General features: G+C 44.8%; 26 protein-coding genes. 19 read left to right on the top strand and 7 right to left on the bottom strand.

The features are described from left to right. Positions 1-15: 15 nt before the first annotated feature. The 4 genes from KFE98_06755 to KFE98_06740 all read right to left on the bottom strand — a co-directional run bounded on the left by KFE98_06755 (position 16) and on the right by KFE98_06740 (position 3,035). Positions 16-1,017: a M28 family peptidase gene (locus KFE98_06755; GenBank protein ID UTW63835.1), complete on the bottom strand. Its 1,002-nt coding sequence runs from the start codon at positions 1,015-1,017 to the stop codon at positions 16-18. Beyond that, positions 1,014-1,958 (bottom strand): NAD-dependent epimerase/dehydratase family protein, encoded by a 945-nt coding sequence (locus KFE98_06750; protein UTW63834.1) that lies wholly within the window; start codon positions 1,956-1,958, stop codon positions 1,014-1,016. Before KFE98_06750 ends, KFE98_06755 begins: the two co-directional genes overlap by 4 nt. A gap of 130 nt (positions 1,959-2,088) precedes the next feature. Then, positions 2,089-2,493 (bottom strand): helix-turn-helix transcriptional regulator, encoded by a 405-nt coding sequence (locus KFE98_06745; protein ID UTW63833.1) that lies wholly within the window; start codon positions 2,491-2,493, stop codon positions 2,089-2,091. Positions 2,494-2,675: 182 nt separating this feature from the next. After that, complete coding sequence (locus KFE98_06740; protein ID UTW63832.1) at positions 2,676-3,035, bottom strand: hypothetical protein; 360 nt, start codon at positions 3,033-3,035, stop codon at positions 2,676-2,678. A 131-nt stretch (positions 3,036-3,166) separates the two neighbouring features. Here KFE98_06740 and KFE98_06735 point away from each other — a divergent pair, with 131 nt between their 5' ends. From KFE98_06735 to accC, 11 genes are all read left to right on the top strand, one after another. Next, on the top strand, positions 3,167-4,327 hold the full coding sequence (locus tag KFE98_06735; GenBank protein ID UTW63831.1) for a homogentisate 1,2-dioxygenase: 1,161 nt from the start codon (positions 3,167-3,169) through the stop codon (positions 4,325-4,327). Between the two features lie 35 nt (positions 4,328-4,362). After that, positions 4,363-5,508: a 4-hydroxyphenylpyruvate dioxygenase gene (gene hppD / locus KFE98_06730; protein UTW63830.1), complete on the top strand. Its 1,146-nt coding sequence runs from the start codon at positions 4,363-4,365 to the stop codon at positions 5,506-5,508. Positions 5,509-5,641: 133 nt separating this feature from the next. Continuing rightward, entirely contained in the window at positions 5,642-7,096 is a 1,455-nt protein-coding gene (locus KFE98_06725) for a leucyl aminopeptidase family protein (protein ID UTW63829.1), read from the top strand. Between the two features lie 2 nt (positions 7,097-7,098). Continuing rightward, positions 7,099-8,193, top strand: coding sequence for a 4-hydroxythreonine-4-phosphate dehydrogenase PdxA (pdxA, locus tag KFE98_06720; protein UTW63828.1), 1,095 nt, complete (start codon positions 7,099-7,101; stop codon positions 8,191-8,193). 64 nt (positions 8,194-8,257) lie between these two features. Beyond that, positions 8,258-8,605, top strand: coding sequence for a hypothetical protein (locus tag KFE98_06715; protein UTW63827.1), 348 nt, complete (start codon positions 8,258-8,260; stop codon positions 8,603-8,605). Next, positions 8,602-8,781: a DUF177 domain-containing protein gene (locus KFE98_06710; GenBank protein UTW63826.1), complete on the top strand. Its 180-nt coding sequence runs from the start codon at positions 8,602-8,604 to the stop codon at positions 8,779-8,781. Before KFE98_06715 ends, KFE98_06710 begins: the two co-directional genes overlap by 4 nt. 9 nt (positions 8,782-8,790) lie before the next feature. Further along, on the top strand, positions 8,791-8,982 hold the full coding sequence (gene rpmF / locus KFE98_06705) for a 50S ribosomal protein L32 (GenBank protein UTW63825.1): 192 nt from the start codon (positions 8,791-8,793) through the stop codon (positions 8,980-8,982). A gap of 40 nt (positions 8,983-9,022) precedes the next feature. Continuing rightward, positions 9,023-9,961, top strand: coding sequence for a phosphate acyltransferase PlsX (gene plsX, locus KFE98_06700; GenBank protein UTW63824.1), 939 nt, complete (start codon positions 9,023-9,025; stop codon positions 9,959-9,961). After that, positions 9,961-10,968 (top strand): ketoacyl-ACP synthase III, encoded by a 1,008-nt coding sequence (locus KFE98_06695; GenBank protein UTW63823.1) that lies wholly within the window; start codon positions 9,961-9,963, stop codon positions 10,966-10,968. The genes plsX and KFE98_06695 overlap by 1 nt, the downstream gene beginning before the upstream one ends. An 11-nt stretch (positions 10,969-10,979) precedes the next feature. Beyond that, a complete protein-coding gene (gene accB, locus KFE98_06690; protein UTW63822.1) occupies positions 10,980-11,528 on the top strand; it encodes an acetyl-CoA carboxylase biotin carboxyl carrier protein in 549 nt (182 codons plus the stop codon). A 35-nt stretch (positions 11,529-11,563) separates the two neighbouring features. Further along, the gene (accC, locus tag KFE98_06685) at positions 11,564-12,931 is read left to right on the top strand and encodes an acetyl-CoA carboxylase biotin carboxylase subunit (GenBank protein UTW63821.1); all 1,368 of its coding nucleotides are present in this window, start codon (positions 11,564-11,566) and stop codon (positions 12,929-12,931) included. A gap of 163 nt (positions 12,932-13,094) precedes the next feature. On the opposite strand, the gene KFE98_06680 is transcribed toward accC, so the two are convergent. Next, on the bottom strand, positions 13,095-13,949 hold the full coding sequence (locus KFE98_06680; protein ID UTW63820.1) for a M23 family metallopeptidase: 855 nt from the start codon (positions 13,947-13,949) through the stop codon (positions 13,095-13,097). Between the two features lie 165 nt (positions 13,950-14,114). Here KFE98_06680 and KFE98_06675 point away from each other — a divergent pair, with 165 nt between their 5' ends. From KFE98_06675 to KFE98_06665, 3 genes are all read left to right on the top strand, one after another. Further along, positions 14,115-16,673: a tetratricopeptide repeat protein gene (locus KFE98_06675; protein UTW63819.1), complete on the top strand. Its 2,559-nt coding sequence runs from the start codon at positions 14,115-14,117 to the stop codon at positions 16,671-16,673. A gap of 63 nt (positions 16,674-16,736) precedes the next feature. Then, positions 16,737-17,132, top strand: coding sequence for a polymer-forming cytoskeletal protein (locus KFE98_06670; protein UTW64656.1), 396 nt, complete (start codon positions 16,737-16,739; stop codon positions 17,130-17,132). A gap of 105 nt (positions 17,133-17,237) precedes the next feature. Further along, positions 17,238-17,744: a hypothetical protein gene (locus KFE98_06665; protein ID UTW63818.1), complete on the top strand. Its 507-nt coding sequence runs from the start codon at positions 17,238-17,240 to the stop codon at positions 17,742-17,744. Here KFE98_06665 and KFE98_06660 read toward each other — a convergent pair. Next, a complete protein-coding gene (locus KFE98_06660; GenBank protein ID UTW63817.1) occupies positions 17,741-18,250 on the bottom strand; it encodes an acyl-CoA thioesterase in 510 nt (169 codons plus the stop codon). The genes KFE98_06665 and KFE98_06660 overlap by 4 nt on opposite strands. 78 nt (positions 18,251-18,328) lie before the next feature. Between KFE98_06660 and KFE98_06655 the strand changes: the two genes are divergently transcribed. The 5 genes from KFE98_06655 (at position 18,329) to KFE98_06635 (ending at position 22,897) form a co-directional block, all read left to right on the top strand. Beyond that, a complete protein-coding gene (locus KFE98_06655; GenBank protein ID UTW63816.1) occupies positions 18,329-18,868 on the top strand; it encodes a CopD family protein in 540 nt (179 codons plus the stop codon). A gap of 52 nt (positions 18,869-18,920) precedes the next feature. After that, a complete protein-coding gene (locus KFE98_06650) occupies positions 18,921-19,913 on the top strand; it encodes a T9SS type A sorting domain-containing protein (GenBank protein ID UTW63815.1) in 993 nt (330 codons plus the stop codon). A gap of 122 nt (positions 19,914-20,035) precedes the next feature. After that, the gene (locus tag KFE98_06645; GenBank protein ID UTW63814.1) at positions 20,036-20,584 is read left to right on the top strand and encodes an RNA polymerase sigma factor; all 549 of its coding nucleotides are present in this window, start codon (positions 20,036-20,038) and stop codon (positions 20,582-20,584) included. Continuing rightward, a complete protein-coding gene (locus KFE98_06640) occupies positions 20,568-21,782 on the top strand; it encodes a PorT family protein (protein ID UTW63813.1) in 1,215 nt (404 codons plus the stop codon). The genes KFE98_06645 and KFE98_06640 overlap by 17 nt, the downstream gene beginning before the upstream one ends. Then, positions 21,782-22,897 (top strand): PKD domain-containing protein, encoded by a 1,116-nt coding sequence (locus KFE98_06635; protein UTW63812.1) that lies wholly within the window; start codon positions 21,782-21,784, stop codon positions 22,895-22,897. Before KFE98_06640 ends, KFE98_06635 begins: the two co-directional genes overlap by 1 nt. Here KFE98_06635 and trpS read toward each other — a convergent pair. Then, entirely contained in the window at positions 22,894-23,871 is a 978-nt protein-coding gene (trpS, locus tag KFE98_06630) for a tryptophan--tRNA ligase (GenBank protein ID UTW63811.1), read from the bottom strand. The genes KFE98_06635 and trpS overlap by 4 nt on opposite strands. Positions 23,872-23,896 lie beyond the last annotated feature (25 nt).

Raw genomic sequence — 23,896 nt, 5'->3', positions numbered from 1 at the left:
AATCTCCTAAAAAACTCAGTCTTCGCGGTAGATGAGCTCCAAAACGGTCACCCCTACCGCATGCAAGGTCTTGGTATCGATAATAGCCATGTCGTCCGTGTGACGGTGGTGAAAATGACCAAAATCGCGACGGTCATGGTGGTAGTGAATGATGTCGATAGTAGGGATTCCAGCCAGGCGATTTACGTAAAGGTGGTCGTCCGTAATGCCTCCAGGGGCGATCTTAGGAACGAAGTAATTTCCGTAGCCCAATTTACCCGCCAGGTACCATACCCGGTCGACCAACTCAGGGTTGTACTGCATAGACACCCCTTCCTTAGGGAACACGGCGCCGGTAGCACCTACCATGTCTAATAAAACGCCATACTTAGGTTGATAACCTTCAGGTAGGTTTTGACTCCAATATTGAGAGCCCAGACACCAAGTGTTTCCGTCTTGGCCTCCCATGGCCTGGCTGGGTTTGCCATAGTCTTCAGCATCAAAAAACACAATGTCTATTCCCACATTGGGTTTAAGGCTATCCTGAGCGATAACCCGAGCCATTTCCATTAAAACTCCTACTCCTGAGGCGCCATCATTGGCTCCCGGAATAGGTACATTTTCCCGTGAATCGTCACGATCGGCAAAGGGGCGAGTATCCCAATGTGCAAATAGAACAACCCGATTGGGATTGGCCTTGTCGTAGCTAGCCATGATGTTATAAGCCGGCAATTTTTGGCCATTAAATACTTCTACGGTAATATCTTGAACCTCTACATCCCAACCAAAACGAGTCATTTCGGCAGATAGATAATCGGCACAAGCCTTGTGCTCCTTGGTACCCGGAACCCGAGGCCCAAAGGCTACTTGTTGATCTATGTAGTGGTAGGCACTATCTGCATTGAATGCTGGTTTAGCTACTGGCTTAAAAGTAGATTTAGGGGCAGCTCCCGTTCCTAATTGTCTTTTGGGTTTGTCTTCTTCGCAGCCCCAAATGATTAGAAGGAAAATGGCTAAGGTTGCAGCTTGCAGTTTCATACTGTAGCTCGTTCTTTAAGGTTTTCGATCATGTTTTCGGTCAACCCTTTTAGGTCGTACTTTTCTTGCCATTTCCAATCTTGACGAGCCTCTTTATCGTTGATGGCGGCTGGCCAGGTATTGGCAATTTCCTGGCGGTAATCGGGTGAGTAACTGATGGAAAAATCAGGAATGTGTTTTTGAATTTCCGAGGTCAGTTCGGCGGGATTAAAGCTCATTGCGGCAATGTTGTAGCACGTTCGTAGGCGAACCCATTCTGCTGGAGCTTCCATGATTTCCCGGGTGGCTCTTACGGCATCCTCCATGTGCATCATAGGGAGCGAAGTATCCGGGTTAAGGAAGCAGTTAAACTGCTCACCACGTAAAGCCGAGTAGAAGATGTCTACAGCATAATCCGTAGTACCTCCACCGGGTAAACTTTTCCAACCAATCAATCCAGGGTAGCGCACGCCACGCACATCCACCCCGTATTTCTGGTGGTAATATTGATTCCACATTTCTCCTGCCATTTTACCAATTCCATATACCGTATTGGGTTCAATGACGGTGTGTTGAGGAGTATTGTCTTTCGGTGTAGTCGGACCAAAAACCGCAATCGAACTGGGCCAGAAAATCTTTTTAATGTGATTTTCTTTCGCCAGGTTTAGCACATTGAATTGTCCGTCCATAGACAGCCTCCAGGCAAAGTCTACATGCTTTTCGGCTGTTGCTGAGAGCAGGGCAGCTAAGTTGTATACCTGCGTAATTCCATATTTCTTAACGATACCAAACAGCCGGTCTTTGTCTAACACATCCAGCTGCTCGTATGGATAGATGAAATCCGGAGCATCCTTTACATCTGACGCAATTACATTCTCCGCACCATAATCTGCGGCCAACGACTCAAGTAACTCTTGCCCAACCTGACCCAGGGCTCCAATGACCAAAATTCTTTCCGACATAGGCTTCATTCAAATAAGGTCTACAAATGTATCCAAAAACGAATGTCGAAATCGGTCAAATGAAGCAAATTGTGTTAAGCAATGAGCCCGTGCCAAAAGGGAAGTAAGAGACTTAAATCAAAGTCGGATTTTATTTCTCTTCCAGTTTTTTGGTGAGCCTTCTGAGCTTGTCCTCCAGGTCTTGGATTTCGGTGATCAACTCCTTGGTCATCCGATCGCTCATGTCGTTTTGCTTTTTCAGAAAGGTGTTTTCTGCTCGGAGTTCCCGGTTCTCATTTTTGTACATTTCTGGATCTTCTCTGACCACATCCAGATCATCGGATCCAACTCCAAAAAACCAGTTAGGACTTAGGTTGAAGTGTTCGCTAAGTCGTAAAATTAAGTCCGCACGGGGAATGCGTTTTCCCCAACGGTAGTTGTTGATCGATGGAACAGAGACTCCGGCTATGTTTGCCAGCTTTTCACTGCTCAACTTTTTTCGCTCGATTAACTCCTTGATTCTGATACAGGTTATATGACTACCCTCGTAACTCATAAATAGCTAGGAAAATTTTTTATGATCCAATAAATCAGACCAATACGAATGTTAATTTAAAGTAGTTAGACGTGGCCAAAAGTACCGAACATTTTGGTTTTATGCCTTCCAGAACAAATTTACTTCCCAAGGTCCCAATAAAGTTTTCCATTGTACCGAAAAGGAAAATGACCTAATCCGGTTTACCGCCAACTTGGAAATAAAGGACGATTGTGAAATAATGATTCTTTTAGCCAAACCACCGTTCCGCCGATTATAGCATCACCTGCAGTCCTGGCGCACCAGGGATTATCGATAGGTCCACAAGCATTTGCCGGTACATAAACCGACCAGAAAGGGGTATAGCAGCTTCGAGAAAGGTAATGGTTGATTTCACGGAGTTGGCCGACGGTCATGGTTTGCTGAATGGTCGGTTGTGAAAGGCCATAATCCAATCGACTCTGATTTTTAAGCGCCTCAGGAGAAGTCACAGAAAGTGATACTTGCCCAAAGGAAGTTAAGTAGAGTGCTCCAAATAAAAGGATTAGGATAGCCGATTTCACAGCGTAAAGATACGGCCTATTTCTATAGGATTGACAGCGAGTTCATTGCTTTTCAAAGTTGATATATATCATTGTTCAAGGCTGGGGGACTCGCTACTTTTGGACGGATTTAAATTAAGCACTGAACGATTATGCCTTTTTATCACAAGCTGGGAAACTTTCCCTCCAAGCGTCACATCACCTTTGAAAAGGAAGATGGCGGATTGCACTATGAGGAGCTATTTGGTACTGCAGGATTTGCTGGAATGTCATCGCTGTTGTACCACGTTAACCGACCGACTCAGGTATCCCAAATTTTGGGTTCAAAAGATGTAACTCCAAAAATTGCTGTAGAACGTAACCTGAAATCTCAGCGCTTAAAAGGATTTCAAGTGCCTCCGGCCGCAGATCATCTTGAAGCTCGTGTACCCATTATGGTTAACGGCGATGTGCTTCTCGAACTGGCCGCGCCTACTTCTCAGGAGGTCGACTATTTCTACAAAAATGCAGATGAAGACGAAGTGATTTTTGTTCACGTGGGAAGCGGAACCTTGCGCACTATGTTGGGGAATATTCCTTTTAAGAAAGGAGATTACCTGGTTATTCCACGTGGAATGATCTACACGCTTAAGTTCGATTCAAACGAAAACAGACTTTTTTATACCACTTCGAAGCACCCGGTTTTTACACCGAAAAGATACCGCAACAACTTCGGTCAAATGTTGGAGCACTCTCCTTTCTGTGAGCGTGATTTCCGCCCGCCATCGGAGTTGGAAACACACAATGAGCAGGGTGAGTTCTTAATCAAGATTAAAAAGCAAGGCCAGGTGCATGACTATATTTACGCTGCGCACCCCTTTAGCGTAGCTGGTTGGGATGGTTACAATTACCCTTACGCTTTCTCGATTTACGAATTCGAGCCCATTACTGGACGGGTACACTTACCTCCACCCATCCACCAAACTTTTGAAACCGATGCTTTCGTGATTTGCTCGTTCGTGCCTCGTTTATACGACTATCACCCGCAAGCTATTCCAGCGCCTTATCACCACAGCAACATCGACTCTGACGAGGTGCTTTATTACGTAGATGGTGACTTTATGAGCCGAAACGATATTGCCCCGGGACACTTGACCTTGCACCCAGCGGGAATTCCTCATGGACCACACCCAGGTGCAATGGAAAGAAGTATCGGTAAAAAAGAGACCCTCGAATTGGCTGTAATGGTTGATACTTTCAAGCCGCTGATGCTAACTGAGGACGCGATGAAAATTTCAGACGACGACTACTACCGTAGCTGGTTGGAGCATTAAAAAACTTACATTTATTAGACTCAATTGATAGAACTATGAGCACTGGATTAAAAAACGTAGAATACGGATTAGAAAAAATCTTCGATGGAGCAGAGGATTTCTTGCCTCTTTTGGGAACTGATTATGTGGAATTGTATGTAGGAAATGCGAAGCAAGCCGCTCACTTCTACAAAACAGCATTTGGGTTTCAATCTTTGGGTTATGCCGGATTGGAAACAGGAGTGAAAGACCGCGTGTCTTACGTTCTTCAACAAAACAAAATTAGATTGGTGCTTACCTCGCCAATGACTGAAGGTGGGGAAATCAACAAGCATATCGAAACCCATGGTGATGGTGTTAAGGTAGTAGCCCTTTGGGTTCCTGATGCCAGAAAAGCTTGGGAAGAGACTACCAGCCGCGGTGCTAAATCCTACATGGAGCCGGTTGAAGAGTCTGATAAATACGGAAAAGTAGTTCGTTCAGGAATTCATACCTACGGAGAGACGGTTCACATTTTCGTAGAAAGAAGTGAGTACGATGGTGTTTTCCTTCCTGGATACGAGAAGTGGGAATCTGACTACAATCCGGAGCCAATTGGCTTGCAATACATCGATCACATGGTGGGTAATGTAGGTTGGAATGAAATGGATACTTGGTCTGAGTTCTACTCTAAAGTTATGGGCTTTACTCAGCTTGTTTCTTTTGATGATAAAGATATTTCTACGGAATACACCGCTCTCATGAGTAAGGTGATGACCAATGGAAACGGTCGTATCAAATTCCCAATCAATGAGCCTGCAGAGGGTCGTAAGAAGTCTCAGGTAGAAGAATACCTGGATTTTTACAACGGAGCTGGGGTTCAGCACATCGCTGTAGCTACCAAGGATATTGTTCACACCGTATCTGAAATGATGCGTCGCGGAGTAGAATTCCTACACGTGCCCGATACCTACTACGAAACCGTAATGGATCGCGTAGGAAGCATCGATGAGGAGTTGGCTCCGTTGCGTGAGCGTGGTATTCTAATCGATCGCGATGATGAAGGATACCTGTTGCAGTTGTTTACCAAGCCTGTAGCAGACCGTCCTACCCTTTTCTTCGAAATTATTCAACGTAAAGGAGCGCAATCCTTTGGAAAAGGAAACTTTAAGGCCCTTTTCGAAGCGATTGAAAGAGAGCAGGAAAATCGGGGTACTCTTTAGGTATAACCCGTCACGATAGAAGTTAGAAGGCTTTCTGGTATACCTTTAACAAAAGGTAGCGGGGAGCCTTCTTTTTTTGCCCTATCTGTCCCTGCTTTTTACCTACTTTTGCCCCCTTAAAATGTCCTAATTTATGAGCAATCTATTCCATAAAACCGGTACTGATAACTACCCTAATCAAATTATCCTTTGTGAATCTGTAGACGCTATCCCAGACGGGGTGTTGAGCGATGCAGAAAAGAGTTTTGTTGCTGATCAACTGGGTGAGAAGAAAAGCACCGTTCATTTGAATCGTTTGACCGGTCAGGTTTTTGTGTATCAAGTATCTGCCGATTCTCGGGCTTATATGAATAAAGAGAAAGCCCGTATCGCTGCCGCTCAGGTATGTAATTCACTGAACGGTTTGGGTGTGGAAGAAGTAGCTATTTATGGTTCTGTAGACGCCTATTTGCGTTTGGCATTTGCCGAGGGTGTGGGTATGACCAATTACCAGTTTCTAAAATATTTCTCCGATCAGGATAAGCGTAAAAACTCCTTGAAGAGTATCGCCATTGATGGTGTGGAGGACAATGATATTGTTGAGTTAAATGCGGTTGTTTGGGCCAATGGCCTGGCAAGAACCTTCGTTAACGAGCCCTTGTCTTATTTGACGGCCGAGCAATATGCTCACGACATTATGGATTTGGGCGATGATCTTGGATTCAAAGTGGAAGTCTTTAACAAGGCCAAGATCCAGAGTATGAAAATGGGAGGTCTGTTGGCTGTAAATATGGGATCTCCTAATCCTCCAACATTTTCCACCATGGAGTGGAAGCCAGAAAATGCCGTAAACGCTGAGCCATACATTTTAGTAGGTAAAGGTGTGGTGTACGATACGGGAGGGTTAAGTCTTAAGCCGACGCCAAATTCCATGGACTACATGAAGTCTGATATGGGAGGTTCCGCCGCTGTGGTTGGAACCATCTGTGCATTAACCAAGGCAAAGCTTCCAATCTGGGTAATTGGATTGGTTCCTGCTACGGAAAACAGACCTGACGGAAACGCTTATGCTCCGGGTGATGTTATTCACATGCACAACGGCATGACCGTAGAGGTGTTGAATACCGATGCAGAAGGTCGTATGATTTTGGCTGATGCTCTTTCTTATGCGAGAAAATTCAATCCGAAGTTGGTTATCGATTTAGCTACACTTACGGGAGCAGCTGCTCGAGCCATTGGAGATCAGGCCATGATTTCTATGGGTAACGCAGATCAGACTTACCAGGATGAATTGATCCAAAGTGGTTATGAAACCTACGAGCGTGTTGTTCAGTTTCCATTCTGGGATGAATATGCCGATCAAATGAAATCTCATATCGCCGATATCAAAAACATTGGTGGCCCTGAGGCTGGAATGATCACTGCCGGTAAATTCCTGGAGTACTTTACCAAAGATGATGATGGTAATTCGGCTTATCCATATATCCACTTGGATATTGCTGGGCCAGCTTACAATCACACCAATAAAAATTACCGCGGCATTGAAGGAACCGGTGTGGGAGTGCGTATGCTCTTCGATTTCTTCAAAAGAACGGTTGAAAAAGGCTGATCATGGTCGCCCGAAAAAAGCACTCAAAATCGAAGCCCAAGAGTGGAAAGCTAAGGGTTGGTATTTCGGTTGGTGACATCAATGGAATTGGTCTGGAGGTGATTATCAAAACCTTCTTGGATTCCCGGATGTTTGAAATCTGTACCCCCGTTATTTATGTTTCGCATTCCATGGCCCGAGCTCATCGCAAGCTTCTCGGTATTCAAGACTTTAGCTTTCAGGTGGTAGAAGACGCCGATAAGGCAAACTCCAAGAAAACGAATGTCATCGAGGTGTGGAAGGAAGAGGTTCCACTGGAAATCGGGAATTCCACGGCTGAAGGTGGTAAATATGCCTTCTTGTCGCTGGATGCGGCTACCCGCGATTTGGCGGCTAACAAGCTCGATGTATTGGTTACAGCTCCGATCAATAAACACAACATTCAGTCAGAGGATTTTCCTTTTGCGGGCCATACCGAGTATTTGGCTAATTACGCTAATGAGGATCACCCATTGATGATATTGGCCCATGACAATTTGCGAATGGGTACAGTTACAGGACACGTGGCTTTGAAGGATGTGGCCGGACTGATCACCAAAGAGTTAATTGTTAAAAAGCTGGAGATCTTTAACAAATCTCTCATTCAGGACTTTGGATTAACGCGACCCAATATCGCTGTATTGGGATTAAATCCTCATTCCGGAGATAACGGAACCATTGGAAAGGAAGAGCAGGAAATTATCATTCCAGCTATTGAAGAAGCTTTCTCCAAAGGTATTCGCGCATTTGGTCCCTTCCCATCCGATGGGTTTATGGGTTCGCCCAATTATAAGAAGTACGATGGCATCCTTTCCATGTACCACGATCAGGGCTTAACACCCTTCAAGGTGCTGTCTTTCGATCAGGGGGTGAATTTTACTGCTGGGTTACCCATTGTTAGAACTTCTCCGGACCATGGAACGGGCTATGATATCGCCGGGAAAAATGTGGCGAGTGAACAATCTTTTAGAAATGCCGTTTATTTGGCGCTTGAAGTATTCCGTAATCGTAAGGATTACAGAAAGTTATCAGAAAACCCCTTGAAAAAGGCAAAAATCAGAGACAACCGAGGAGACTGAGAATTTCTTACGGCTGTTGTATGATTAATTTTTATAAATTTGCCGGCTCGAAAACTTGAAAGGTATGGAACGCTATGAAATTAGGCTATCCGGCTTAAGTACAGGGAAACATACATTTCAGTTTGAGTTGGATAAAAAGTTCTTTGAATTTTTTGAGCAGAATGGATTTGGTGAAAACCTGATTCAGGACGGGAGTTTAGCGGCAGAAGTGTTGCTGGACAAGAGAGAAAGCATGCTGGAGTTGAATTTTACAATTGAAGGTTCGGTTTCGGTTCCTTGCGACCTTTGTATGAATCCTATGGATGTTCCCATGGCGATTGAGCAAAGAGTAGTTGGGAAGTTTACGGATGAACCCTCCTGGCATGAAGACGAACTCATCCACATATCCCTGCGGCACATAAATACGACGTGAGTCAGTTGCTGTATGAATTCATACACTTGGCTTTACCATTAAAAAATGTGCATAATGAGGGAGAATGTGATCCGGAAATGGTCAAGAAAATTGAAGAGCTGAATTACGGCGAAGGAGAGGAAGAGGAATCAACCGATCCCCGCTGGAATGCATTGAAAAGTTTGAAACGGAAATAATTTACGAAGATGGCACATCCTAAACGTAAAACGTCAAAGACAAGAAGAGATAAGAGACGGACGCATTACAAAACAGTAGCACCTACTGTAACTACCTGCCCTACAACGGGTCAGCCCCATCTCTATCACCGCGCTCACTGGTTTGAAGGCAAACTATACTACAAGGGCAAAGTTGTGATGGAGAAAGCGAGCGAAGTTTAAATAGAATATCTATTTTAGCTTCCCTTTCTTACCATAATATATGCGTTTAGGGCTAGATATCTACGGAGGGGATTTTGCACCCGAGTCAACCATACTCGGAGCCGTTGAAGCACGGCGAGAACTCCCCGAAGAAATAGATATCGTTCTTATCGGCAACCGGGATGAAATTAAGGCTCGGGTCGAGAAGGAAGGACTGGATCCCTACCGCTTCAATTACGTTCACACCACGGAATTTATTCGCATGGCCGATCATCCGGCTCGTGCTTTCAAAAATTCACCTAATTCTTCCATTGCCCTCGGCTTTCACCTGCTGAAAAAAGGGGAAATTGATGTATTCGCCAGTGCCGGTAATTCAGGCGCTATGCTGGCCGGATCCATGTTTACTATTCGCGCAGTGGAAGGGGTGATTCGCCCAAGTATTACTACAGCACTACCTTGTCCAGATGGGTCGATGACCATCTTACTGGATGTGGGAATTAACCCCGATGTAAAACCGGATGTTTTGTATCAGTTCGGAATTTTGGGGTCGGTTTACGCCGAAAGTGTGTTTGGAATAACCGAACCTAAAGTAGGATTGCTTAATATTGGCGAAGAAGAAGAAAAAGGTAGCCTGCTCGCCCAGGCCGCTCATGGACTCATGAAAGATTCTCCGGATTTTCGTTTTGTAGGTAATGTGGAGGGACGCGATATTTTCAATAGCGACGTCAATGTCATTGTTTGTGACGGATTTACCGGTAACGTGATGCTTAAGGAAGCGGAAGCCTTTTATTCGATGATTAAGAAACGAGGGATTCAAGACGAATTTTTCGATCGCTTTAATTATGAACTTTATGGTGGTACACCTGTTTTGGGTGTTAATGGTAACGTGATCATCGGTCACGGTATATCCAGTCCGGAAGCCATCAAAAATATGCTCAAACATTCGCTCGATGTGGCTAAGGCTCGTTTAGCGGATAAAATCAAAAACGCCTTTCAATAATGGGAAAAATCAGAGCAGCAATTACTGCCGTTGGGGGATATGTACCGCCTGATGTTTTATCCAATAAGGACCTGGAAAAAATCGTAGATACTACGGACGAGTGGATTACCACCCGAACGGGTATCAAAGAACGACGAATCTTGAAGGGTGAAAAAACCGGAGCTTCTGATTTAGCTGTTCCGGCGGTATTGGAGCTTTGCAAGAAACGGGGCATTGAGCCCATGGATATCGATCTGCTTATTTGCGGTACGGTAACCGGAGATTACAACTTTCCTGCTACAGCCAATGTTATTTGCGACAAAATCGGAGCGAAAAATGCTTGGAGTTTTGACGTAGGTGCGGCCTGTTCGGGATTCATCTACAGCTTGTCCACTGCTTCTCAGTTTATTGAAACCGGGAAATACAAGAAAGTAGTGGTTGTGGGAGCAGACAAAATGAGTTCGATTATCAACTACGACGATCGCACAACTTGTGTGATTTTTGGAGATGGTGCCGGAGCTGTTTTGCTGGAACCTACCGAAGATGAAGTAGGTATCATGGACTTTAAACTGCATTCTGATGGATCCGGTGTTAAGCACTTGGTTCAGCCTGCAGGTGGTTCGGTATTGCCGGCCAGTCATGAAACTGTAGAGGCCAATCAGCATTTTGTGCATCAAGAAGGCAAGCAGGTATTCAAATTTGCCGTAACCAATATGGCTGAAGTTTCAGCTGACGTGATGACCCGTAACAACCTTACCGGGGACTCAGTAGATTGGCTGGTTCCTCACCAGGCTAACCTACGAATCATTGATGCGACAGCCAGCCGGATGGATTTAGATCCGTCCAAGGTGATGATTAACATTCAACGATACGGAAATACAACTTCCGGAACCATTCCACTTTGCTTGTGGGAATGGGAGGATAAATTAAAAAAAGGAGATAACCTGATTCTGTCGGCTTTTGGAGGTGGATTTACCTGGGGAGCTGTTTACGTTAAGTGGGCATACGACGGAGCTAATACAAAATAAACACTGACAATATGAAAATTGAAGACATTCAGGCATTAATCAAGTTTGTAGCCAGATCAGGCGTCAGCGAGGTAGAACTTGAGATGAACGACGTAAAGTTGGTGATCAAAACGCCGGCACCTAAACCTAAAGGAAAAGCTGCTGCTGAGCAAACCGTTATTCAAGCGGTACCTATGGCAAACGTACCTCATGTACCTGCCGCCATGCCAGCTGCCCCTGTGGCTCCTGTGGCCCCTGTGGCTGCCGCTCCGGCACCTGCACCCGCACCGGCTCCAGCTGCTGCACCTGCACCTGAAGCTGCTGCCGAGGACAACTCGAAGTACATTGAAGTAAAATCACCTATGATCGGTACCTTCTACCGCTCTCCATCTCCTGATAAGCCCGTATTCTGCAATGTTGGTGATACGATCAACAGTGGAGACGTAGTATGCATCATTGAAGCGATGAAGTTGTTTAACGAAATCGAATCTGAGGTATCTGGTAAGATCGTGAAGGTGTTGGTAGACGATGCCACTCCAGTAGAGTACGATCAGCCTCTATTTTTGGTTGACCCAAGCTAATTGGTAAACTGATTTTCGGATCAAAATAGGAGCCTATGAAAAAGCAGAAAGCAAAGCTTTTTAAGAAGATATTGATCGCCAACAGAGGTGAAATCGCATTGCGCGTTATTCGTACTTGTAAAGAAATGGGGATCAAAACCGTGGCTGTATATTCCACGGCAGACAAAGACAGCTTACCGGTAAGGTTTGCTGACGAAGCGGTATGTATTGGTCCAGCTTCCAGTACGGATTCTTACCTACGCATACCAAACATCATCTCAGCTGCTGAAATCACGAACGCAGACGCTATTCACCCAGGATACGGATTCCTTTCTGAAAACGCCAAATTCTCTAAGATTTGTGAAGAAAACGGAATCAAATTCATCGGAGCATCTCCTGAAATGATTGAAGGAATGGGAGACAAGGCTACGGCTAAGTCTACTATGATTGCTGCAGGTGTTCCTTGTGTTCCTGGATCAGAAGGTATTCTTCCTGATTTTGAAACGGCGAAGAAAGTAGCCAACGAAATCGTTTACCCTATTATGCTGAAAGCTACCGCCGGTGGTGGAGGTAAGGGTATGCGCGTTGCCTGGAATGATGAAGAATTAGAAGATGCTTGGTATTCGACCAAACGTGAAGCTGCTGCTGCCTTCGGAAATGATGGTATGTACATGGAGAAATTCATTGAGGAGCCACGTCACATCGAAATCCAGATTGCTGGTGATATGTACGGAACGGTTTGTCACCTTTCTGAAAGAGACTGTTCTATTCAGCGTCGTCACCAGAAGTTGGTTGAAGAAACACCTTCTCCTTTCATGACTCCTAAGTTGAGAAAGGCCATGGGTGAAGCTGCTATTCGCGCTGGACAAGCAGTAGGATATGAAGGTGTAGGTACCGTAGAATTCTTGGTAGACAAGCACCGCAATTTCTACTTCATGGAGATGAACACCCGTATTCAGGTGGAGCACACGATTACCGAAGAGGTGATCCAGTTTGACCTGATTAAGGAGCAGATTTTGATCGCTGCAGGTGAATCTATTTCTGGAAAGAACTACTTCCCTAAAGGGCACGCTATTCAGTGTCGTATCAATGCGGAAGATCCGTTCAGAAATTGGATTCCAAGTCCGGGTAAAATCACCAATTACCACGAACCAGGAGGGATTGGAATTCGTATCGATACTCACGTTTATGCGGGGTATACGATTCCACCTAACTACGATTCCATGGTATCTAAATTGATCACCGTTGCTCAAACCCGGGAAGAAGCCATCAAAAAGATGGAAAGAGCCTTGGGTGAGTACATTGTTGAAGGAGTGAAAACGACCATTCCTTTCCACAACAGACTGATGAGAAACGAACGGTTTATCGAAGGTGATTTTACAACCAAGTTCCTGGAAGAATGGGACTACAAGAGTGAATCTTAAATCTTAAGGATTGATCTATATTTTAAAAGCCTCGAATTTTCGGGGCTTTTTTTATGCCTAAAAAAAGAGAGAAAGAGAGGGGCTCAATTTTAAATGTTAAAGCTGAAGTCAAATTTTCAGGAAATTAAGATTTAAGATTTTCCCTTATGATTTAAGATTCAACCTAAAAGACCATATACTTCCCAGGATCTACAGGTTGGCCGTTGAACCACAGCTCAAAATGAAGATGAGGTCCTGTGGAAAGTTCTCCGGAGTTGCCCACCATAGCGATCGCCTCACCGGCTTTTACCAGGTCGCCTGCTTTTTTGAGTAGCACGGAGTTGTGTTTGTACACCGAAATGAGGTTACCCGGATGCTGAATCACCAAAACATGCCCTTCTTCCGAAGTCCAGGAAGCCTGAATCACCATGCCTTTATAGGTGGCTTTTACTGAGGCATCTTCGGATGCAGGAACCACATCTATACCATAGTGCTTTAAGCTGGCTTCGTAGGGTGAGCTGATCATTCCTTTAATAGGGGCAAAAAGCACCAGTTGATTAAGCGGATCTTCTCCGTTACCCGATTCCTGATGGGATAAATTGTAGCGCTCTTCTCTTTCTACATGATCCCGAAGCGTATTTTCATCCTCCGAAGGTTGATCGGAGCTGGGTTGAAACCCTGCACTTTGTACCAGAGGCTTTCCCTGACTGGAATCTTCGCCATTAGGTACATTGCCTTCCATGATAGCCTTAATATTATCGAGGTACAATTTATTTTGGCGAACCACATTTTGTAAGGAGTCAGCTCGAATATCAGCATAGGTAGCCAGCTTTCGAGTGTGAATGTCCGCGTAGCCTGGAATAAGCTCACGCAGTGGAGTAAAGGCAATGATCAAGGTGATCACAGTGGCAAAAAATAGGAGAAAGAGTCCGCCCCAGGTGAAGACGTTAAGCATAGACAGATTCATGGAAAACTGCTCTTCAAAGGTGTCGTCATTCATGATTACGAGTCTCGACTTGTGTCGGATTCGCTTCATCATTTTTTGTGCCTTGGGCTGTTTTTTCTTGCTTTCCATCTGTGAATCAGCAAATATCTTATAATTTGACTTAACGAGCTTTCTTGAACTTAGCAACGTTCTGCTAAAAAAATAAAATAATTTTGCGCGTCAGTCGTTTGGTTAGCTTCGCTAAACGCACCATTCAGGTTGAAGACGAAAACCTACATACCTATTCTGTTGTTTGGAGTGATTCTTCTGGTGACTTCTTGTTCCCAAAAGAAGAACACCGCACTCAACCGTTTTTACCACAATACCAACGCCCGTTGGAATGGCTATTTCAATGCCAAAGAGGCCTATAGAGGTGGAACGGAAAAGCTGGCAAATGGCCACCGGGATAACTACCGGGAACGCCTGCCTTTGTTTATTTATGGAGATGACGATGCGGCCAATGCCATTCAAGGTGACATGGACGTGGTGATTAAAAAATGTAGCCGGGTTATCGAATTTCACTCCATGGACATTAAAGGTAAAGAGTACTGTAAATGGATCGATGAGGCCTGGATGTTGATTGGGAAAGCCTATTTCTACGAAAAGAATTACAAGGAATGTAAGCCCATCTTTAAATACGTACACAAGAAGTTTAAGAAAACCGAGACCAAATATGAGGCCCAGCTATGGATGATCCGCACGTTGTTTGAAACGGAAGAAATGGATCGGGCGGAAAACATCATCTACGTCATGAACAACGATGGTGATATTCCAGAAAAGTACATGGCCGAGTTTAAAGCTTTAGCGGCGGAATATTCTCTACGAACCGGAGATGTAACCAAGGCCATCATTCTTCTTGAAGAGGCCATTAAATGGCAAAAGGACAAGCAAATTGGAACCCGGTGGATGTTTATTCTGGCTCAGCTTTATGCTGAAGAAGGAGAGACGATCCGAGCCAATGAAATGTATCAGGCCGTGGTTAAACGGCACCCCGAGTATGAAATGGAATTCTGGGCTCAAATGAACCGAGCCCTGGCCTATACCTCTGATGATGGAAGTGCCTACGACATTAAGCGAGTATTGCTAAAAATGCTTCGCGACGAAAAGAACCTGGAATATCGCGACAAATTATACTATGCTCTTTCTGAAGTATACGAGGCTGAAGGGGAAGAAGAAAAACAAATTCGAGCCCTTACTCTGTCTACTAAAACGAGCGTAGATGATGACTATCAAAAAGGATTGTCGTTCCTGACCTTGGCAGAATTGTATTTTGATCGCCCCGAGTATATTCCAGCTCAGGCCTATTACGATAGTACGGTTCAGTACATTCCCGATGATTTTCCGGATCATGCCCAGATTGTAAACATCCAACAGAGTTTGAAGGACCTGGTGGAGCAGATGCTCATTGTTCAATTTGAAGACAGTGTTCAGCAATTGCGCAACCTGAGTGAAGATGAGCTGGAGGCCTACATCGACAATATTATTGATGATCGAATTGCAGCAGAGGAAGAGAAACGCCGATTAGAAGAGGAGCAAGAGAACGCCATTCCAGAATCTTCAGGATTTTCAGGTTTCGATGACCCCACCGCTGCCAAGGGTAAATGGTATTTCTACAACGACCGAAACCTCCAGATAGGAGAGGCAGAGTTTAAAAAGGTATGGGGAAACCGGGCAAACGCCGACGATTGGAGAAGGAGTGATAAGACCAGTATTTCGCCCGACGATTTTGCTGACTTTAACGATAGTATGGGTGACTCTGTTATGGCAGGAATCACCGATCGTACCCAGTACCTAAAGGATATCCCCTTTACCGACGAAGCTTTGGCTGAGTCCAACAAAAAGATCGCCGATGCCTATTACGCGATGGGGAATATTTACAAAGAGAATATGCAGGACATTCCTGCCGCCATTGGAGCATTCCGAAATCTTGTTAGCCGCTTTGATACCTCAGAGCACCACATGAACTGTTACTACCGCTTGTATCGGATGTATTACGACCTCGGTAGGGATTCGGCGAATTACTACAAAAACTACATCCTCTATCGTTATCCAAACAGTGATTACGCCAAGATTATCAAAGACCCGGATTACGCCTCCAAACTCACCGATAAGAACAAAGCCGTTAGAGATCGATACAACAAGTGTTACTACTACTATTCACGCGGCTTTTATCAGGCTTGTATCGACTATGTGGACAAATCCATGGCGAAGTACCCGGATAACGATTACAAGCTAAAATTCCTCTATTTAAAGGCCCTGAGTAAAGGGCAGGGGAATAAGGGTGAATTGGTGGCCAGTCTCAAAGATTTTGCCGGCCGTCATTCGGGTACCGATGAGGCTAAAGATGCTCAAAACAAGATTAGTATTCTAACAGCCGAAAAGAAGGTGAGCGAAGTAAAGCCTCCTCCACCTTATTCCTATGAGAAGAATTCAAAATACCTGGCGGTTCTCCTGGTGCCTAAATCCGGACATGATATTTCTGAAATCAAGAAATCGGTGGCCAATTACAACAAGGCCTACCATGCCATGAAAGGATTGACCGTGGATGAAGCGATCGTGATGGGCGATAATTACATGATTGCCATCAAGCAATTTTCTAATGAATTAGGCGCTCAGGATTACTACGAATCCTTTAAGGGAAATCATACGAGCTTGAAAAAGATTAATCAACAGAATTTCAAGTTCTTAATCATCTCCTATAACAACTACGCAATCTTCTTCAAGGACAACCGCCCTGAGCTCTACGAGGAATTCATGAAGAAGAATTATCAACTGTGAATTGTTGATAATCGTTATCTTTGGCCCCTTAATTTTCCCGGTATGTTAAAAAACAGGAAGAATATGGCGCGCAACGGAGAAGGAGAATCAGGCGCACGAAATCACATTGCCAATGGGACTAAAATCACAGGTGATATTGAAACTAATGGTGACATTAGAATCGATGGAATTCTGTTTGGTACGGTTCAGTCAAAAGGCAAAGTTGTAGTGGGTAGCACCGGTCGAATTGAAGGTGAAATTATTTGCCAAAACGCCAATATTTCCGGGGAAGTCAAAGGGAAAGTCAAGGTCGAAAATCTACTCTCACTTCAAGCGACCGCAAGGCTCCATGCCGACATCGAAACGGTGAAGCTTTCCATCGAACCAGAGGCCATCTTTACGGGTACTTGCAACATGGGTGCAGTCATCAAAGACATCAACCAAAAACAGCCCCAGCAAGCCGAATTGGTCAACGGTTAATACCGTTAAAAAGCTGTTTGTTAATGTTTTCTGAGCCGGGGTAGAACGCGGTTGTGTTTCTGGCAGATTTGGGTATCTTTATTGAAACTTAAATTTTTTGTGCCTATGGAACAACTTCATACTCTGTTAAAATTACCTTTTATTGAATTTTACCAGTACGCTGGTAATAACGAATTTTTATGGGTTTTGCTCGGGCTACTCATAGCCTTCGGCATCCTCGGACAATGGGTTTTGTACTACAAGTGCAGCCTTCCAGGGGTGGCCAGCATCATCCCGGTTTGGAACGTGGTTATTTTCCTTAAAATCATGGGACGGCCGGCTTGGCAAAGCCTTTTTTTAATGATCCCTCCACCCATCATTGCTTACATTGTTTTGACGGGTGATCATAGCATGGCCGCAAACGTAACCATGGTAGCTATGATGACCATTATGGCCATTTTCATTGCCACTGTTTACATTGAGCTATGCAATTGCTTCGGCAAACGAGGAATCGTTAATTACATCCTTGTTATTCTGTTCAACGGGCTTTACGTGATGTACCTCGGTATGTCTTCCGCTGAATACGAAGGTCCGCTATACGGGCCAAAGGCTTTTAAAGCCGCTTCTGCTTAGGAAAACAGCGCCTTGAGCTCGGTAGCCTGGGAAGGATCCATTTTCCCTGCCAAAATCAGGCTGAGCTGCCGACGTCTCAGCGCTCCTTCAAAGCGTTTAACTTCTAATTCGGTTTCGGGCTTTAAGCCCGGAACCTCTATTGAACTTCCATTTTGATCGACCGCAACGAAGGTGTAGATAGCTTCGTTGCATTTGATTTTTTCACCACTGGTGCGGTGCTCCACGTAGACGTCGATGTAAACTTCCATGGAAGACGAAAAAGCCCGAGAAACTTTGGACTCAATCGTCACAATGTCGCCCAAGGCTATTGGGTGGTTGAACGAAACATTGTTGACGGAAGCAGTAACTACCACGCGACCGCAATGACGGTGGGCCGATATGGCAGCTGTAACATCCATCCAGCTCAGCAATTGCCCGCCCATGAGATTATTCAAAACATTGGTGTCGTTGGGAAGTACAATTCGGGTGGATATGGTGAGTGATTCAGATGCTTTTCTAGCCTTCATAATTTTTTTTGCAAAGTTAATTCGATCCTCAAAAGGCGGGCCTAGTTCCGAGTGCTTTACTTTTGCGTAAAAATTGAGATGTCTTACCTCTATTTCAAGGCGCTTCACATCATCTTTGTAGTCACCTGGTTTGCCGGGCTGTTCTACATTGTTCGCTTGTTTATTTACCAAACCGAAGCTTCCGAAAAGGAAGAGCCGGAGCGAAGCATATTGATTCGCCAGTTTCGTTTGATGCAAAAACGGCTCTGGTATGGCATTACCTGGCCCTCAGCAATTTTGACCGGAGTATTTGCCGGTGGAATGCTCTACCTCAATCCTTCCTTGCTCACAGCCCCATTTATGCACCTAAAGTTGAGTTTTGTTTTTGGCTTATACCTCTACCACATTGCTTGTCATTCTATTTTCAGAAATCTGGCCCAGGATCGTTACAAGCACAGCTCCTTTAAACTGCGTATTTGGAATGAAGTAGCCACTGTCTTTTTGGTGAGTATCGTGTTCATCATTTCCCTCCGTGATCTAATCAATTGGGTATGGGGACTAATTGGACTTTTGGTGTTTTCAGGCTTGCTGATGATCGCCATTAGAACCTATAAAAGAATTCGAAAGCAAAACAATTAGCCTAGTAACCAACTTTTTACCCGTTTTTTCCGTCTAAGCTTATGGATGCCGGATGAACCGTGATTGGAAAATAATTGGAAGTCTTCTTCCAGGGTTGTTTCTTGTGCTTTTTGCATTTGGGCAATCTAATGACAGTCAAGTGGTTAGGTCGGCTGATGCGTTCTATTCTTTATCGGGAAAAGTTTTTAAAGGAAGCTTTACCATGGATTCCGTAAAGGTGTTTCTCTACCGGGAACAATTACCCGGGCATGCTGAAAAAATTGATTCAGTTACCTCTTACGGAGAAAATGGGGACTATGAATTTGATCTCCTTATTCCAGGAACTTATTATGTTCAGGCCAGAATGGTTTCGGCCCAGTCGCATGATTACCTGGATACGTATTATGGCAATCAAGTTCAATGGAAAGAGTCAACCGCTCTGGTCTTAAACGGGGATATGGATCACAAAGACATATCCTTACAATCCAAAACATTGGCATCCACGGGTACCGCTCGAGTTTCGGGCACGTTAACCTACGGATCTGGGGTGGTAAACCACCTGGAAGGTGAATTGGCCAGTGGTGTCCAGGTCATTGTGTTGAATGCACAAGGCCGTGTGATTGCTCAAACCTACTCCAATCAACAAGGCAAGTTTGTAGTAGACCAATTACCGCTGCTCACTTTGGGCTTGGTTGTAGATTACCCAGGTAAATCGATGGCAACTGTTTCCATGGAATTTAACTCTGCGAATCCTACTTTGGAGAACCTTCATTTTATCATTGGAAAGGAATCTGTTGAGGTTTTGGATGCTCTTGGAGCAGCAGATTTAGAAAAAAATAGTCCGGAAATAAAAGTTTTTCCCAACCCGGTAAACGATCGATTTTACCTCCAAGGGGTAGAGTCGAGTACCGAAATTCGGTTGCGAAACAGTCAAGGTCTTGAAGTCCAACATCTAAAGTATGATGGGGATTTCGGAGTAGAAACGACGAATTTGCCAGCCGGTTTTTATTGGTTAGAAATGATTACATCAGATGGAATAAGGACAATTCCGTTGGTGATAAAATAGGATTTGGAATAATAATTTACTGATTACAAGGAGCATGCAACTTCGAACGTATCGTTCTGGTTTGTATATTTGTTAGCTTACTCAGTTAAATGTTTGTAGATAAGGAACTCTTAAAAAAGTGCATGAAGGACAATCGTAAGGCTCAATTCAAGCTTTACAATACCTGCTACAGCACCCTGCTTGCTATCTGCCTGCGCTATGAGCGCAATAAGGAAGATGCGGAGTTTCTCTTGAATCAGGGTTTTCTCAAAATCTTGACAAAACTCAAGACCTACAGCAACGATCGCCCCTTTGAAGCGTGGATTCGGAGAATTATGATCAACACGATCATCGACAACTACCGGAAGCACAACAAGGAAAAGAGCATCGTCCAGTTCAAAGACATCCAATCGGATGGTTCGGCGAACGACTGGGTAGCATTCAATGTGGCAGACCTGCAGTTTGAAGCAGAGGAATTGCTTGAAATGGTGCAAAGCTTACCGCCCGAAAGCCGGAAGGTATTCAACCTTTACACCATGGAAGGATATTCGCACAAAGAGATCGGCGTTAAGCTTGAAATCTCGGAGGGAACATCCAAATGGCACCTTTCCTTTGCCCGTAAAAAACTGAGAGCAATGATCGCCCGTTCGGTGGAGCAGTCCGAACAACTCCTCTATGGACAAACCAGGTAATATAGACGACCTCTTTCGCAAGGGTTTAGAAGACGTCAATCCCGAGTTCAGTGCGAACTCTTGGGAGCAGATGGAGTCTATGCTCGATCAGCGTACAAAGGTTAACTGGTACCGCCGAGCCGGAATGGCTGTAGCTGCACTGTTGTTGCTATCGGGTGGTTGGTTCTTCCTGGGATCGGACGAAGAGGCACCCGCTGTAATTGGTGCTGACCAAATCGCTGAAAAAGCTTCTAATGCGGCAACGGACCAAACTTCAAGTGCGGTAAGTACGGCCTCTCTTTTTCCAGAAACAGAATCTGAATCACCCCTTCCATCTGCTACATCTTCTGCTGAGAGTACACTTTCGGTAGTACCTAATGAAACTATTTCTGCAGATCAAGAGAGCCCCGTTTCTGCCGTTTCGGAAGAAGCATTACCTCAAGATCAGCCTGAAGCTCAGGAATTGGCGGCCATGGCATCCTCATCTGCCGAGTTGCATTCTTTAATGCCCAAGGGCTTTGCGGTAAACAGCAGCACATGGGATTTGGATGGAGCTTCCATGGAAACCAGCGGTGATCCAATCGATCGAAATAGTATTCGCAATAAGCGGAGTGAAATTGGCTTGCGTGCCGGCCTTCTTTTGAATGAAGGATTGCAGCAACGAACCGGAATTTTTGGAGGAAAGATTCTTCAAAATGCGGGCATCTATTACGCTTATCACCTCAACAGTCGTTGGGCTATCGAAACGGGTTTGAACTACAAAGCCCTGAGCGGAAAGGGATCGACTCTCACTTTTACCGAAGTGGACTACGGTTTTGGAAAAACGGTTAAAACAACTCAGATCAAAGCTCGCTCGATGCACTACCTCGAACTTCCTCTTGATGTTCGCTTTAGCCCGGCTGCCAAGCACACGCTTTTTGCTGGAGCCTCTGTCTCTTATTTGTTGAGTGTTAAAAGCGATGTAACCAGCACAGAAGAAGAAATCCTTGCTGGATCATCCACAGAAACCCAAACCCATTGGGGATATCAAAATGGATTTAACTCTTTGGACATCGCCATAAGAGCGGGATACGACTACGAAGTGGACAACCGCTTCAAAGTGGGTGTTTTAGGAAGCTACGGACTTAAAGATGTTACGCAAGACCAATTTTTTGAAGCCGGTGATAACCGCAACCTCGAACTTCGTTTGAGATTGTCCTACCGCCTAAGCAATTTTTAATGCGCCTTCTAACTCTGGGCATATTACTCCTCTTGGTGGCGAGTTCCTGTGAGAAAAAGGAATTTCCAGATAACAGTTATGATGAACCCGACTTTTTCCTTTCCGGAAAAGTAGATGATCAAGCCTATAATCAAACCGCTGGAGACAACAATTACTACATGAATACTCAGGCGTCTCAGGATGCTAATGGAGTATGGGAATATTACGGGAAACTGGAGCCGGCTGGATGCCAATCCGGATGTACGCGTACAGTAGCCCTTCGTTTTAGAGAATCTCAGCCCGGAAGAGTTCCAATTGAGGTTTTGAAAAAAGGGAGTATCGACTTCAAACAAAAAGATACACGTCCCACCTATACCATTGAATTTGACGCTTCGGAAACGTATACCAGCAATGCTAATGGAGTAACTTATTCCTGGAACTTTGGAGATGGTGGAAGTGCCGAGGGAGTAAAAACAACGCACACCTTCAATTTGGATCAATCCTATTATGATGTGTGTCTAACGGTGAACACTTCCAAGGGAAGAGAAAGTGAATTGTGTACTCGAGTATACCCTGGAAACGACTGTAAAGCTGGGTTTGAATTGGAGTATGGAGGCAATGTATTGCTCTTTAGGGCCCAAAATACGGGTGGGGTGGCAAAGAAGTACCTTTGGGAGTTTTCCAACGGAATTACGGCGACAACACCAACTCTGGAAATGGTTCACGACCAATTTCAAAGCACCGAACAAGTTTGTTTGACCATTACCGACCACTTGGGCTGTATTTCACAAAGCTGTCAAAACGTGATTGTGAATGAAGAAACCACCTTTACTGCTGCAAATTTTGAGACCGAAGTTTCGGAAAACATTGTTCAGAATGGAGAACTTCAACTGAACACTGTAGTGGTTGAATACGAAGATGAGTATGGTGTTTTTTACTCTACTGAAATCAATCCTCAGGACCCTTCCCATGAATTTGAAATTCTAACCATAGAGGAGTATTCACTCACCAATGACAACCGCACCCCGGTTAAAAGAATGCAGGTGTTGTTCAGTTGCGAAGTTTTCTCAGCCACAGGAGAGTCCAAAAAACTAACAGACATGACCGGCTGGATCGGAGTTGCCTATCCGATTTAGAGTTCCCCGACTCCTAATTTTACCCGTACTCGATTCAATACCTCACGAGCCGTTTTCCGAGCTTTTTCCGCTCCAGCAAGCAATATTCGATTGATTTCCTCGGGATTTTCCATGTAGTGGTTGTACTTCTCTCTGGGCTCTGCAAAACGTTCAAGAACCAATTCGAAAAGTTCCTGCTTAGCATGACCAAATCCATATCCACCAGCCAGGTATTTCTCCCGCATAGCGGCTGTTTGCTCTTCCGTAGCGAGCAGGCTATAGAGGGCAAAGGCATTGCAGCTATCCGGATCTTTCGGCTCTTCCAAAGGCGTGCTATCCGTTACAATACCCATGATTTGCTTCCGCAACTTTTTCTCCGGAAGGAAGATATTAATGATATTTCCTCTGGACTTACTCATTTTGTTTCCATCCGTTCCGGGAACATACATGGTGTTGTCGTCCAGTTTGGCTTCCGGTAAAATCAGGGTTTCACCCATTTGATTGTTGAATCGGGAAGCCACATCACGGGTCATTTCCAGGTGCTGAAGTTGATCCTTACCTACAGGAACAAAATTGGCGTCGTACAACAAAATGTCAGCGGCCATCAGCATGGGATAGGTAAACAAGCCCGCATTTACATCTTGCAAACGGTCTGATTTGTCTTTAAAGGAGTGGGCCAGCGTAAGTCTTTGGTATGGAAAGAAACATTCCAGGTACCAGGCCAGTTCAGCCGTTTCGGGTACATCACTTTGGCGGTAGAAAATAGTCTTGTCCGTGTCCAACCCAAAAGCCAACCAGGTAGCGGCCGTACTGTTGTTTCCCGTTTGTAGGGTAGCTGCATCTTTGATTTGGGTTAGAGCATGCAAGTCGGCCATGAACAAATAGGAATCATTGCTTCCTTCATTAGCCATTTGAATAGCGGGTAGGATGGCCCCCAAAATGTTACCCAAATGTGGGGTTCCTGTACTTTGTATTCCGGTTAATATTCTCGCCATAATGATTGTAAAAGCGCAAATTTAA

It is taken from the genome of bacterium SCSIO 12741, from assembly GCA_024398055.1.
GTDB lineage: Bacteria > Bacteroidota > Bacteroidia > Flavobacteriales_G > Salibacteraceae > SCSIO-12741.
The sequence above is the reverse complement of the archived record's forward strand: the minus strand, read 5'-3'. Positions and strand labels throughout refer to the sequence as shown.

Bases quoted from the DNA above. Each gene is read 5' to 3' on its own strand.
- KFE98_06755 (UTW63835.1), bottom strand. From the start codon at position 1,017: ATGAAACTGCAAGCTGCAACCTTAGCCATTTTCCTTCTAATCATTTGG.
- KFE98_06750 (UTW63834.1), bottom strand. From the start codon at position 1,958: ATGTCGGAAAGAATTTTGGTCATTGGAGCCCTGGGTCAGGTTGGGCAA.
- KFE98_06745 (UTW63833.1), bottom strand. From the start codon at position 2,493: ATGAGTTACGAGGGTAGTCATATAACCTGTATCAGAATCAAGGAGTTA.
- KFE98_06735 (UTW63831.1), top strand. From the start codon at position 3,167: ATGCCTTTTTATCACAAGCTGGGAAACTTTCCCTCCAAGCGTCACATC.
- hppD (UTW63830.1), top strand. From the start codon at position 4,363: ATGAGCACTGGATTAAAAAACGTAGAATACGGATTAGAAAAAATCTTC.
- KFE98_06725 (UTW63829.1), top strand. From the start codon at position 5,642: ATGAGCAATCTATTCCATAAAACCGGTACTGATAACTACCCTAATCAA.
- pdxA (UTW63828.1), top strand. From the start codon at position 7,099: ATGGTCGCCCGAAAAAAGCACTCAAAATCGAAGCCCAAGAGTGGAAAG.
- KFE98_06715 (UTW63827.1), top strand. From the start codon at position 8,258: ATGGAACGCTATGAAATTAGGCTATCCGGCTTAAGTACAGGGAAACAT.
- rpmF (UTW63825.1), top strand. From the start codon at position 8,791: ATGGCACATCCTAAACGTAAAACGTCAAAGACAAGAAGAGATAAGAGA.
- plsX (UTW63824.1), top strand. From the start codon at position 9,023: ATGCGTTTAGGGCTAGATATCTACGGAGGGGATTTTGCACCCGAGTCA.
- KFE98_06695 (UTW63823.1), top strand. From the start codon at position 9,961: ATGGGAAAAATCAGAGCAGCAATTACTGCCGTTGGGGGATATGTACCG.
- accB (UTW63822.1), top strand. From the start codon at position 10,980: ATGAAAATTGAAGACATTCAGGCATTAATCAAGTTTGTAGCCAGATCA.
- accC (UTW63821.1), top strand. From the start codon at position 11,564: ATGAAAAAGCAGAAAGCAAAGCTTTTTAAGAAGATATTGATCGCCAAC.
- KFE98_06680 (UTW63820.1), bottom strand. From the start codon at position 13,949: ATGATGAAGCGAATCCGACACAAGTCGAGACTCGTAATCATGAATGAC.
- KFE98_06670 (UTW64656.1), top strand. From the start codon at position 16,737: ATGGCGCGCAACGGAGAAGGAGAATCAGGCGCACGAAATCACATTGCC.
- KFE98_06665 (UTW63818.1), top strand. From the start codon at position 17,238: ATGGAACAACTTCATACTCTGTTAAAATTACCTTTTATTGAATTTTAC.
- KFE98_06660 (UTW63817.1), bottom strand. From the start codon at position 18,250: ATGAAGGCTAGAAAAGCATCTGAATCACTCACCATATCCACCCGAATT.
- KFE98_06655 (UTW63816.1), top strand. From the start codon at position 18,329: ATGTCTTACCTCTATTTCAAGGCGCTTCACATCATCTTTGTAGTCACC.
- KFE98_06650 (UTW63815.1), top strand. From the start codon at position 18,921: ATGAACCGTGATTGGAAAATAATTGGAAGTCTTCTTCCAGGGTTGTTT.
- KFE98_06645 (UTW63814.1), top strand. From the start codon at position 20,036: ATGAAGGACAATCGTAAGGCTCAATTCAAGCTTTACAATACCTGCTAC.
- KFE98_06640 (UTW63813.1), top strand. From the start codon at position 20,568: ATGGACAAACCAGGTAATATAGACGACCTCTTTCGCAAGGGTTTAGAA.
- KFE98_06635 (UTW63812.1), top strand. From the start codon at position 21,782: ATGCGCCTTCTAACTCTGGGCATATTACTCCTCTTGGTGGCGAGTTCC.
- trpS (UTW63811.1), bottom strand. From the start codon at position 23,871: ATGGCGAGAATATTAACCGGAATACAAAGTACAGGAACCCCACATTTG.